8 protein-coding genes are annotated in these 13,080 nt (G+C 46.7%); 4 read left to right on the forward strand and 4 right to left on the reverse strand.

All coding sequences use genetic code 11. The annotated features are described in order from the left end of the window. Positions 1–18: 18 nt before the first annotated feature. Positions 19–894 carry an NAD(P)-dependent oxidoreductase gene (locus JFT56_RS07715; protein ID WP_198783078.1) on the forward strand — a complete coding sequence of 292 codons (876 nt, stop codon included), beginning with the start codon at positions 19–21 and terminating at the stop codon, positions 892–894. Positions 895–998: 104 nt separating this feature from the next. Here the strand turns inward: JFT56_RS07715 and JFT56_RS07720 are convergent, their stop codons facing one another. Further along, the gene (locus JFT56_RS07720; protein ID WP_198783079.1) at positions 999–1,847 is read right to left on the reverse strand and encodes a D-hexose-6-phosphate mutarotase; all 849 of its coding nucleotides are present in this window, start codon (positions 1,845–1,847) and stop codon (positions 999–1,001) included. 246 nt (positions 1,848–2,093) lie between these two features. Here JFT56_RS07720 and JFT56_RS07725 point away from each other — a divergent pair, with 246 nt between their 5' ends. The 3 genes from JFT56_RS07725 to JFT56_RS07735 all read left to right on the forward strand — a co-directional run bounded on the left by JFT56_RS07725 (position 2,094) and on the right by JFT56_RS07735 (position 7,747). After that, positions 2,094–3,884, forward strand: coding sequence for an acyl-CoA dehydrogenase C-terminal domain-containing protein (locus JFT56_RS07725; RefSeq protein ID WP_198783080.1), 1,791 nt, complete (start codon positions 2,094–2,096; stop codon positions 3,882–3,884). Between the two features lie 294 nt (positions 3,885–4,178). Next, positions 4,179–6,392: a TonB-dependent siderophore receptor gene (locus JFT56_RS07730; protein ID WP_198783081.1), complete on the forward strand. Its 2,214-nt coding sequence runs from the start codon at positions 4,179–4,181 to the stop codon at positions 6,390–6,392. Positions 6,393–6,634: 242 nt separating this feature from the next. Then, positions 6,635–7,747 carry a patatin-like phospholipase family protein gene (locus JFT56_RS07735; RefSeq protein ID WP_198783082.1) on the forward strand — a complete coding sequence of 371 codons (1,113 nt, stop codon included), beginning with the start codon at positions 6,635–6,637 and terminating at the stop codon, positions 7,745–7,747. Positions 7,748–7,931: 184 nt separating this feature from the next. Here the strand turns inward: JFT56_RS07735 and asnB are convergent, their stop codons facing one another. The 3 genes from asnB to JFT56_RS07750 form a co-directional block, all read right to left on the reverse strand. Then, positions 7,932–9,596 (reverse strand): asparagine synthase B, encoded by a 1,665-nt coding sequence (gene asnB, locus JFT56_RS07740; RefSeq protein WP_198783083.1) that lies wholly within the window; start codon positions 9,594–9,596, stop codon positions 7,932–7,934. A gap of 579 nt (positions 9,597–10,175) precedes the next feature. Continuing rightward, a complete protein-coding gene (locus JFT56_RS07745; RefSeq protein WP_198783084.1) occupies positions 10,176–11,852 on the reverse strand; it encodes a M28 family metallopeptidase in 1,677 nt (558 codons plus the stop codon). A gap of 327 nt (positions 11,853–12,179) precedes the next feature. Then, entirely contained in the window at positions 12,180–12,998 is an 819-nt protein-coding gene (locus JFT56_RS07750) for a TIR domain-containing protein (RefSeq protein WP_025008262.1), read from the reverse strand. Positions 12,999–13,080 lie beyond the last annotated feature (82 nt).

The following is a 13,080-nucleotide window of genomic DNA, read 5'->3' on the forward strand; positions in this document are numbered from 1 at the left end:
CTATTTGAGGATCACTTCATGGCAAAAGTCGCATTTATTGGTTTAGGCGTTATGGGATATCCCATGGCGAGGCATTTACTGAACAAAGGCCATGAGGTCACTGTTTATAATCGCACTTTTGCCAAGGCGCAAACTTGGGTCGACACCTATGGCGGCCGCTGCTGCCCAACACCCAAAGAGGCGGCAATGGGCCAAGATATTGTGTTTACCTGTGTGGGCAATGATAACGATTTGCGTGAAGTGGTATTAGGTCGTGATGGCGCTATCCAGGGTATGGAAAAGGGCGCTGTGCTGGTTGACCATACTACGGCTTCGGCCGATGTCGCCCGTGAGCTACATAAAGTCTTAGCCGAAAAAGGTATTGATTTCCTCGATGCGCCTGTGTCTGGCGGTCAAGCGGGCGCCGAAAATGGTGTGTTGACTGTGATGGTTGGCGGCGATGAAGCGGTGTTTGCCCGGGTTAAACCCGTTATTGAAGCCTTTGCCCGCTGCGCAGAACGTTTAGGTGAAGTCGGTGCTGGGCAGTTAACTAAGATGGTGAATCAAATCTGTATTGCGGGTGTGGTGCAAGGGTTGGCGGAAGCATTACAGTTTGCGCGCAAGGCGGGTCTTGATGGCGAGAAAGTGATTGAAGTGATCAGTAAAGGCGCGGCGCAGAGCTGGCAAATGGAAAATCGCTATAAAACCATGTGGGGCCAAAGCTATGACTTTGGTTTTGCCGTCGATTGGATGCGTAAAGATTTAGGTATTACCCTAGAAGAAGCCCGCCGCAATGGTTCACACTTGCCATTGACCGCGTTAGTCGATCAATTCTATTCAGAAGTGCAGGGCATGGGCGGTAACCGTTGGGATACGTCTAGCCTGTTGGCTCGCTTAGAAAAATCAGCTAAATAAGCCATCTTGTTTTAAGATTTCGTCTGTTATAAAAATGCCCAGTTCTCATTGGTATCGAACTGGGCATTTTTGTTTATATCGTTTTTTGACTAGGATGTTTAACGCTAGTCTTGCCAGCGAATATGGGTCACTAAACTGTGGCTTTCACCTGGGGTGAGCACGACTTGATCTTCTAACACGTTGGCCGCTTCTAGGCAGACCATGGTCAGATAATCCTCTGGATTAAATCGGCCCAGGCGTTGTGACTTTTCAATCCATGGGTTCCATAATACCGCCGATTGGCTGTTTTCACGGCTGACTTCGATTGTCCCCTGCGGCGTATGCAGTAACTGCACTGGGCCGAGATCGGTATAGACACGATCCGTTTCGCGATTAAACAGCACTTCATCCGTGGTTTGCGGATAAGGCCCCTCGGCAAATTCGATATATTTAGCGCCGCTAAAACCGCTGGCCTTGAGTTGGTGGATATCCTCAATCGGGAAATAGCTGTGCAGCGCTTGAGTAAGCGTTACGGTTTCATCGCCTAAGTTGGTATTCACAAGACTGATGCTCAGGGTGTCGCCTAGGGTAAATAACACGCTGACCTCAGTGTTATGCGGCCAATAGATTTTATCTTGCTCACTGATTTTTAAGCTAAAACGTAAATCCACTAACTGATTACGCATCTCTACCGATTCCAGCGCCCAAATACGGGTACGGGCGAAACCGTGTTGGGGAAAGTTCGCTTCACTACTCATGCCAAACCAAGGCCAGCAGATGGGCACGCCGCCGCGGATCCCATTACCGGGTTGATAATCGTCAGCCGATGAAACCCACAGCAAAGGTGGTTTACCTAGGGGTTGAAAATAGTCGATTTGCGCGCCCTGCAAAAAAATTCTTGCCTGACATAACGCCGTATTCACTTCGACATAATCGAGCCCGTTGGCGTGCTTTTTAGTAGTGACAGAACCCATAGTCGCAATATCCTTAACTCTGCTGCATATCAGAAAAACAGGCAGTTAGCTTACAAAGTTTTCCGCGATAACATAAGGCTTTGTTGCGATCAATTTACGGTTTAGCTGTTCGATTGCGTAAACAAAAGTCACTTTCCTTGGGATCTAGTGCTTCCTTTTTCAACAAATTTAGCTAAAGTGGTCAGAGCACTAAAGTGGTCAGATCACTTAGTTGAGTTGCAATCTAACAAGAAAAGGGAAGCGATTATGCCAGTTTATCAAGCGCCGCTGCGCGACTATCAATTTATCCTCGATGAGATGTTACATATTTATCAGCAAGATGCACTTAAGGGGTTCGATGAAATCGACCCAGATCTGGTTGATGCTATTCTGCAGGGGATGGCCGACTTTAGTACCGAAGTTATGTTACCGCTCAATAGTGTGGGCGATCTGCAGGGTTGTAAGTTGGTCGATGGTAAGGTGATGACGCCTGAGGGTTTTGATAACGCCTATCGGCAGTTTGTCGATAATGGCTGGCCGACGCTGACCTGCGATCCCGAATATGGCGGCCAAGGTTTGCCCGAAGTGGTGGGGATTTTTGCAACAGAAATGCAAACGGCAACCAACATGGCCTTTGCCATGTATCCTGGTTTGACCCATGGCGCTTATGCCGCCATCCATGCCCACGGCAGTGATGCACTTAAGCAAAAATATTTGAGTAAACTGGTTAGCGGTGAATGGACAGGAACCATGAACTTGACAGAGTCCCACGCCGGTACTGACTTAGCCTTATTACGCACGAAAGCCGTGCCAGTATCCGAAGGCGTTTTTGCGATTACCGGCGAGAAGATTTTTATCTCATCAGGCGATCACCAACTCACCGACAACATAGTACACCTCGTATTAGCCCGCTTGCCCGATGCGCCTGAAGGCGTGAAGGGCATATCCTTGTTCGCCGTGCCTAAAGTATTAGTGAATAGCGATGGTAGCCTTGGTGCGCCGAACACTTTATATGCCAGTGGCCTTGAACATAAGATGGGGATTCACGGTAACTCCACCTGTGTGATGGTATTTGAAGGGGCATTGGGCGAGCTTGTAGGCGAGCCACACCAAGGGCTGCGCGCCATGTTTACTATGATGAACCAAGCGCGTTTAGGGGTTGGCGTACAAGGGCTGGGAGTGTCTGAGATTGCCTATCAAAATGCGCTGGCCTATGCCAAAGACAGATTACAGAGCCGCGCCTTAAGCGGTGCCAAAGCTCCCGAAAAAGCTGCCGATCCGATTTTGGTTCACGGCGATGTGCGCCGTATGTTGCTGTCGCAAAAAGCCTTTAATGAGGGCGCAAGAGCCTTAGTTGGACAACAAGCTTTGTGGCTAGATGAAGCTGAGCGCCATACCGATCCCGCCAAAGCCAAAGTTGCCTCCCAATTAGCGGCACTGTTTACACCCGTAGTGAAAGGTTTTATCACTAATCGCGGCTTTAATGCCTGTGTCGATGCGCAGCAAGTGTTTGGTGGACATGGTTATATCCATGAGTGGGGAATGGAGCAATTTGTGCGTGATAGCCGTATTGCACTGATTTATGAAGGCACTAACGGTATTCAGGCATTGGATTTAGTGGGCCGTAAGCTGCTTAGCGACCGCGGCGCGGCCATGCAGCAATGGTCAGCGTTAGTGACAGAGTTTATTAAGTCACATAGCACCAATGCGGCTATGCAACCTTACGTGAGTGGTTTAATGGACTGTGCGGGTGATTTGCAAAAGGCTAGCGGTTATTTAGCTGCACAAGCTGCGACCAATCCTGACATTATCGGCGCAGCGTCTATGGCATATCTGGAGTTGTTTGGGGTGACTGCGCTGGCGTGGATGTGGGCCAGAAGTGCCGCGGTGGCATTAGCGGCACTAGAGCAGGGCTCCGAAGAAACGGCGTTTTATCAGGCCAAATTGAAAACCGCCGATTTTTATATGGCTTACTGGGCGGTGCAAGGTCGCAGTCTGCGTAAGCAAATTGAGCAGGCGAGTGAGATGCTAACATCGCTTGATGAAAGTATTTTTTAACTTAGCTTTGTTAAAACATCTTCAGAGCCAGCATTAGCATGCTGGCTTTTTTATTGAGGGCTTTACAGGTTGTTTTATTGAGAGTTTCACTGGCTTTATATAGAAAAGGGAGTGATTTATCCGTGGCGAGAATGGAGCCGCTAAGGCTAACCCTGTCTTTACAATTGTAAAAAAATCCCGTGCATGTAAATTTAAATGAGAATTATTGTCATCTTCGCGTCAAACTTTATAATGACGACCCATTTAATATGACAAGGGTAAACCGAAGGTTTGCTCAATATGCCGGGGTATTTTGTGAAATCTCGTTTCGCCTATTCATTAATCGCACTCGCTTTAGTTCAACACTCTTGGGTGTTTGCCACTGAAAAACCATCAAAAAGTGACATCGACCCTAGCTCGGATACGGTTCTGTCTGATGTTATTCCTGCAGATGATGCCTCTGAACCTGACGCTAAGTTAGTGACGCCTGAACGCATTGCTGTCCATGGCCGCGCAATGCAAATGTACGTCGATAAAGAAACCACGGTTGGCACTAAGACGGCCATTAATGTGATGGAATTGCCGCAGTCGGTGCAAGTGCTGACCGAGCAGTTAATCGTTGACCAAGCGGCGCGCAATATTACCGATTTATACCGCTCAATCGCGGGCGTGAGTGAGTTTAGTTATTCCGGCGTGACCTTTCGTGGTTTTCGCGACGATGCCAACGTGTTTTATGATGGGGTAAGGGGTGACCCTTATTCGGGATTTTCTGTGCCGCAACTCTTTAATGTGCAGCGGGTTGAAGTGTTAAAAGGCCCTGCATCGGCACTCTATGGCGGCGGTGAACCCGGCGGCATGATCAACTATGTCACTAAAAAACCGACCTTTGTCGAGAGCAAGGAGCTGACATTAAGCACGGGCAGCGAGGATATGATGGGGGGCTCGCTGGATTTAACTGGCGGTCTTACTCAAAATCTCGCCTATCGCTTTGGCGCCTACTATCAACAGGAAGATAGCTTTCGCAATAATGCCGATAGCCAAAATGCCGAAGTTGCGGGTGGGTTACTCTACGAAATTAGTGATGATACTAAGCTCACCACCACCTTCGATATTATTAAGCAGGATTTAGGTGGCAATCGGCTACGCGGCGTGCCAGTGGATGATGCGGGCAATTTCCTTGTAGCTCCATCCTATAATGCCAATGAGAAGAGTGACTTCCAGAAGATGGATGCGCTGGTGCTGCAAGCGATTCTCGATCATCAATTTACCGATAACTTCTCGGTCAAGACCCAGGTCCGCTATCTGAATAATGATTCGGATCAGCAATACCATGAATCGAGGGGTTGGGTCGATGTAAATGGTGATGGTAAAGCCAATAGTGCAGATGGCACCATTAAGCGAGAATACCGCGTACAATCAAGGGCTAATGATGAAATCAGTTTAACTAATGATTTTGTCTACGCATTCGATGCCTTAGGTTTTGAACATGAATTCCTGTTCGGCGGCGACTATCACTATGTGGAAACCGAATACAGTTACAAGCTGGCGACTGATAAAACAGGTGTCGGCAACCTGAATATTTTTGACCTTAATTATGGTGAAACTGACCCAAGTACTTACACACTGCAAGACAAAAATACCGATGGCACTCGCGCTAACCGCTATGGCATTTATGTACAGGAACATCTGCACTTTAATGAGCAGTGGTCATTGATTGCCGGTCTGCGTTTCAGCCAGTTTGATGATTATGATAAAAAGACCGGTTTCTCCTTCAGCGACAATGCGATAACGCCAAGGGCTGGGCTTAATTATCGCCCAATCGATTCAATGTCCTTTTATTTGAATTACTCAGAGAGCTTTAATCCAGCATCCTTAACCGATCAAGCACAAGATATTGCTGACGGTTTCCTCGATCCTGAAACGGGTAATCAAATTGAACTTGGGATGAAAAATGAATGGCTTGATGGCCAGTTTATGACTACGCTCGCTGTGTATCGCATTGAAAAGCAAAATGTTGCCCAAGCCAATCCATTAGATGCAGGCGATGACGATGGTATTCCCGCTTTGCTTAATTTGGGTGAAGTGCGCAGTCAAGGCCTCGAATGGACGCTGGTGGGGGATTTAACCGATAACCTGACTGTCACGGCAAACTATGCCTATAACGAGACCGAAGTGATTAAAGGGGTAACGAACGACAGTTTAACCAATACCTTTGATAGTAAACATTTTGCCAATGCGCCGCGTCATCAAGCGGGGATATGGACCCGTTACGATATCAATGCACTCGATTCGGCGATTGCCTTTGGCATGGATTACGTGGGCGAGCAGTTCAGCCTCGATGGCCAAACGGTGAAGGCCCATACGATTTTTGATATGAGCTGGACGACCCAATGGGACCAAACTCAAGTGCGCTTAAATCTTAAAAATATCTTCGACAAAGAATATGCCGTCAGTGGTTTTAGCGAACGTAATGGCCATTTCCCCGGTGAGCCGCGCAACATCACGCTTGAACTGAGTCATAAGTTTTAATGCATTGATGTGCAAAGAGCTTGTTTGTTAAGGATGATGAACAAGCTTGAGCGAATCGGTCAATCTTGCGCGTATAATCGCCGTAGCTCTCTGTCAGTATTCGTGCCTTTAGCATGGATTAACCTTGTGTGGCTTATCATCTTAATAGTGTTTATCTATTAAGATGATAGCTTCTATCCGTTATCCTTTCTCATGCAGCTTGTTTAGACTCGCCTTATATGAATTATTCGATAAGGTTTCCTATGCACGCCGTCAGTCACTTCGCCTCCAAATACGCTCAAGCTAACGCTAGCCCACAGGTAGCCCTGATCGCAGAAGGTGGTGGTCAGCGCGGAATTTTCACCGCAGGCGTGCTCGATGCTTGGCTCGATGGCGGATTCGATCCCTTTGATTTATTTATCGGCACGTCGGCAGGTTCGCAAAATTTAACCAGCTTTTTAGCTAGACAAAAGGGTTATGCCAAACGCTTGATCCGCGGTTTATCACGCCATAAACGCTTCTATCGACTCGGTCGCGGGTTAGTCGGCGGTAACGTGGTCGATTTAGATTGGTATTTTGAGCAGACTCGACAGGGGATGTTTAAATTAGATCTTAACGCGGCGACAGCCTCACTCGGTCATCGGCAGTTACTGATCACCACTACGAATGCCAGTGATCGCAAGGGTTATTTTTTAAGTCCAAGCAGTAAAAGCCAGTGGCGCGAATTGCTTAAAGCTTCTAGCGCATTACCATTTCTGTATAAACAAGGGGTGAAACTCACGCCTTGGCTGAGTGATAACGCCTGTAATAGTGACAAGGCCTGTAATAACGGCGCGGCTAATCACAGCGAAGCATTAAGCGAAGATATCGATAGTGATTTTTATCTCGACGGCGGTTTAGCGGCGCCTTTACCTGTGCGTGAGGCCTATCGTCGTGGTGCCCGCAAAATTGTGGTGATCCGTACTGTGAGTGAGGATTTTCAGGCGCAATCGGCATGGGTTCACAAATTAAAATCTTGGATTTGTGTTTCTGGCTTTTGTCCGAAAACCATAGATTACTTAGTGCAGCACGAACAAGCCTATCAGGAAGAATTGGCGTTTATCGCTAATCCGCCAGAGGATGTGGAGATAGTGCAGATTTTTGCCGCTGAAAATTTGCAGAGTAAATTGCTGGGCAGTACCGATGCGGATTTACGCCATGATTACCATGCTGGGCTGAGTGCTGGAAAGCAGTTTTTAACCCAAGATCCGATGGCGTTGACGCAGAGTAATGCTTATTTTCAAACTCAACATACTAACGTTCACACTCAAACCCACATTCAAGCTCACTCTCAAGTTAACTCTCAAATCCAGCCATTCAGTGCGCTGTCGGCCTAGTTTGGTATTTTAGCTAAGTCACCATTTTGCACGTGAGTAAGCAATAAAAGTAAAAAGCATCAAAATACCAGTGCCACCCTAGGGTGGCGCTGGTGGTTGGCTGTATCAATCTAGTTAATTAACTTAGCTCATCAATCTAGCTCATCAACCTAGTTTATTAACCAAGTCCTTCAATGTTAGACCATTAATAACTTGCGGTATGCACTGAGCGTACGGCGCGGCCCGATGGGTCGATAATACCGCGTAGGCTTTCATCCCAAGCCAATGCTTCTGGCGTTGAACAGGCGACGGATTTTCCACCTGGAACTGTTTCAGCGGCGCCGCTCAATGGATAGTGTTCCTCAAAGAAGCAGCGATAGAAGTAAGCCTCTTTGGTTTCTGGCGTGTTATAGGGGAAACGGAATTTCGCATTTGCCAGTTGCAAATCATCGACTTGTGCCGCGGCATGTTCTTTCAAACCGTCAATCCAAGAGTAGCCTACGCCGTCACTGAATTGCTCCTTCTGACGCCATGCCACTTCTTTTGGCAATTTGTGCTCAAAGGCTTTACGCAGAATGTGTTTCTCAATACGGCCATCCTTAGACATTTTCGCTTCAGGGTTGATGCGCATCGCCACATCCATAAACTCTTTATCGAGGAAGGGCACGCGGGCCTCTAATCCCCAGGCGGCCATGGCTTTGTTGGCACGCAGGCAGTCGAACAGATGCAGTTTATCGAGTTTGCGAACCAACTCCTCGTGGAATGCCTGTGCGTTTGGCGCCTTGTGGAAGTATAAGTAGCCGCCAAATAGCTCGTCAGCACCTTCACCCGACAACACCATCTTAATGCCCATGGCTTTGATTTTACGCGCCATTAAATACATTGGCGTGGCAGCACGTATGGTGGTGACATCGTAGGTTTCTAGGTGGTAGATCACTTCTTTAATCGCATCTAAGCCTTCTTGGAAGGTAAAGTTGATCTCATGGTGAATGGTGCCAATCGCATCGGCGACTTTTTTGGCGGCGATTAAATCCGGTGCGCCCTTAAGACCGACCGCAAAGGAGTGTAGCTGCGGCCACCAAGCGCCCGTTTCACCGTCATCTTCAATGCGGCGTTTGGCAAAGGTTTGGGTAATGGCTGAAATCACCGATGAATCTAAGCCGCCCGAGAGCAACACGCCATAGGGCACGTCAGACATTAATTGGCGCTTGACCGCCGCTTCTAACGCATCACGCAATTCTTCTTGGCTGGCTGGGTTATCTTTAACCGCATCATAGCTTTGCCAATCGCGAGTGTAGTATTTAACGGCTTCAGCATCTTTTGAATAGAGATACTGGCCAGGTTGGAATTCTTCTACGGTTTTACATACCGGCATCAGGGCTTTCATTTCCGAGGCAACATAGAAGTTACCCGCAGCGTCACGGCCCGTGTATAGCGGGATGATACCCATGTGATCGCGGCCAATTAGGTAGCAATCTTGGGCTTTGTCATATAACACAAAGGCGAAGATACCGTTTAATTTATCAAGGAATTGCGTACCGTATTCTTGATATAGCGCCAAGATCACTTCGCAGTCAGAGTTGGTTTGATAGCTGTACTTATCACCTAGCTGGGCTTTGAGTTCTTTATGGTTATAGATTTCGCCGTTGACCGCGAGGATCAAACTGCCATCTTCAGTCAGCAGCGGCTGGGCACCGTGTTCAATGTCAACAATCGCTAAACGCTCGTGGGCAAGAATCGCCTTATCACTGGCATAAATACCTGACCAGTCAGGGCCGCGGTGGCGCATGAGCTTAGACATTTCCAGCGCGACTTGGCGCAGTTGTTTGGCATCGGATTGGATATCTAAAATCGAAAAGATTGAACACATAGTACAACTCCCACACTGTCTGTCATTTGAGGATGTCTCAATTGAGGTTTAATGTGCCAGCAATTTAGCGTTTTGCCAAACACTATTTTTGATGTTTTATCTGTTTATTGGTGTTTTTGTTGATTTAGTTGTTTGTATTTAACGATTTTAATTGAGAATAATTCAATAAATTTGAGTTATTTTTGATGGTTTGCTTTTATTGCTTGATTTGGCGCGAAGAGTTTTGGGGAATTCACAATGTGCTTTAAAAAAGTGCCGATGAGAGAAAAACTGCGAAAAAGATCGTAAATGTCGAGCCCACAGGTTTAAGTGTTTTATTTTTAATCAGTTAATCCGTCGAGTTTGATATCAAAAGCCGGCATAAGCCTTTTCATAATGACGCGGTGGGATAGGAATTTAGTGATAACGGCATTTTTTTGTGAGCTGAAAACAAAAAAGCACGTGAATGGTTCACGTGCTTTTCGATTTTGTTTGGCGTTTTACCTCGTTGGTTGATATGGCGCTTTATTTCGAAGGTGCGACTAGCAGGCGCCAATAAGAGACGACTAACCGAGCAGGCTTTAGCAAAAAGTCACTGAACTATTTAGCCGCCGTCTCTAAGGTTGTTTGGGCAGGGCGCAGGCTATTAAACTCTGTGCCTTGATAATATCCCGGCCAATCTTTACTGTTGCCTAAGGTGCGCGTGACTTGGTAGTAGACTTGCAAGTCTTGCAGCGCGCCGCTTAAATCCCAATCTTCACGGTATTCATCGCAAAGATTGTGATAACAGCCCTTCATCGTCGCTTGCATTTGGGCTTTGTAGGTTGCGGTGGCCTCATCTATGGGTTCGCTACCGCCGCCAGCAAATACCGCTGGCACGCCAAGTTTGGCAAAGCTGAAATGATCTGAACGGAAGAAACCGCCCGAAGCGGGATTTTTCTCACCCATGGCGATGCGATTCTGTTGTGTCGCCGCATCGATAAGGTAGGTTTCTAACTCAGACTTACCTTTACCGACTATGGTAAAGTCCTTGGTTTTACCGTAGATATTAGTGCTGTCGAGGTTTAATACCGCCACGGTTTTATCGATTGGATAAAGGGGATTAGCGGCGTAATAGCGTGAACCGAGTAAGCCCTGTTCTTCACCTGTGGTGGCAATAAAGGTGACCGAGCGCGCTAAACCGTGGCCTTGTTTGGCCTTGTCGGCTAATTGTCTGGCGATTTCGAGAATACCGGCAGTTCCCGAGGCATTGTCCATAGCACCGTTATAAATCTGATCGCCTGCTTTAGTTTCATCTTTACCTATGTGATCCCAGTGGGCGGTAAACAGAATTTGCTCCTCGGCTTGTGTGTTGCCGGGAAGCGTGGCGACCACATTGTAGCTATTGGCGTATTCGGCTTTATTGTTAAAGGCGATGCTGGCCGTTTGCTCAAGGGGGACATTAATTGGGCTGTCGGCGGCACGCGCCATCAAGCTCGGCAGTGATAAACCCGCTTTATCAAACAGCTGGGTTGCTGCGTCCAATGTAAGCCAGCCTTCGACTTGGATACGGCTATCTTGTTCGACTTTACTCAGCACCAGATCTTGCTGTGGCCCAGTCCAGCTATTTTCTACCACAGACCAAGGGTAAGAGGCGGGCTCAGTATCATGGATAATTAATGCGCCGAGTGCGCCTTGGCGGCTCGCTTCCTCAAACTTATAGCTCCAGCGGCCGTAATAGGTCATGGCCTTGCCGTTAAACTTCCCAGAATCTGGGCGGGCAAAACCGGGATCATTGATTAAGATCACCGCGATTTTGCCTTTCATATCGAGATCTTGGTAATCATTCCAATCATATTCGGGGGCATTCACACCATAGCCGACAAAAACTAATGGCGCGTTTTCAATATTCACACCCCCGTTATCGTGGCGACTGCTAAGCACCAGATCTTTTCGGTATTGAAAGGGTAAACCTGCCAGCGTGACTTGCTGCGCTTCATCAGCGGTATAGCTCACCATAGGCACAGGTTGTAAAAAACTGCCTTGGTACGCGCCCTTGAGTCCCATCTCGGTAAAGGCTTTGGTCAAATAATCTAAGGTCAGTTTTTCACCGTGAGTGGTTGGGGCGCGGCCTTCAAATTCGTCGGATGACAGGGCTTTAATATCATTTCTAAAGCGCGCTTCATTAAACTGCACTGGTTTAAGCTCAGCCAAGGTGCTGTTGCTATCGGACTCTGGTGCATTCGGGCTGCAGGCACTGAGCATGGCTAGCGCGCAAAAAGGGTACAGACGTCGCATAGGTTAATCCTACTGTTGTTTTAATTAAGAAATTTAAGATTTCTGTTAGTCAATCGGAAGCGAGGCTTATCATGAAGCAAGCGGCTGTGAGTCACAAGGCTGAGCGGCAGAGGAATGTGTTACTTAATGTTGCTTTACCCTATGCAATACGCCTTTGGGCGAGGCGAATTGCATAGGTCATATTTCCCAATTGTAGGAGCGGGTTTTACCGACAATCACAAAGTCGGGGTTGATATTGGTAATGAGCAAGCCTGATAAAATGAGTTAACCATTAGTATCACAACAATTTTATGATGTGTTTAGCAAGGGACCCCACTCTAGTGGTAACTAGTAAAGTTTATTCATATCAACATCATAGCCAGCTTTCTTCATTTCTAATGCAATTTTTGTTTTCCAGTCTTCTCTAATGTATACAACACCACTAATATCATTTGGTATTTCAATACCCTCAGCAACTAAGGGAACTACATTTTTTCGAGTTAGCTTACCTATCAATAAACCATGTTCAAAGACAACGTTTTGTCTTGCTCTAGCTTTTAGGTTGCCGGTTTCTGCTTGCGCTTTTACCTCACCTAAGTCATCTGCAGTGTATAGAACGATAGCGAAATCTGTAGTATCAGAATACTCTTCGATTTTCTCGATGATTGTAGTGCTTCCACCACTAGCTTGTTCGTGAAGAATGATTGGCTCAAAACCTAGCTTTTGGATAAATCGTGCCGTTTCATGCTTAACTTCGTTGTTATGGCCGTGAACAATAAAGACATTTTTGGATTTTTCTTTGGGTGTTGTTTCCACTTGTTTAACTTCCTTATTGATTGGAGTGAAATCATACTCATTATTTTGTATATCAAGAATTAACGAATCTAAAAATGAATCAACTTTGATACCCGTGTTTCTAATAAAGTAGTCAGCATCCGACTCCCCATACCTAGTTTGATAAATTTCATATGGAGAGAATAATTGATTGTAGTTTTTAATTGCTCTTGGTAATTGCTTTTTGAAGTATTGATGTAATGCTCTCTGCCAAGCACTGAAGCGTTGTTCTCCAAATTCTTTACTGCGTTTTTGGTAGGCTGCTACGACGACTTCGTCTACTAAACGCTCTCTAAATTTTGTTAGCTCTTTGATAATCTCTTGCTTGTCCATCAATGCCTCACAAAACAATGTTATTAGAAGCATTCTATCTCGTTATGCGGATATGGCAAGAAGTAGGGAGGGGTAACTGGCT

The organism is Shewanella putrefaciens (assembly GCF_016406305.1).
In the GTDB taxonomy this organism is placed as follows: Bacteria; Pseudomonadota; Gammaproteobacteria; order Enterobacterales; family Shewanellaceae; genus Shewanella; species Shewanella putrefaciens_C.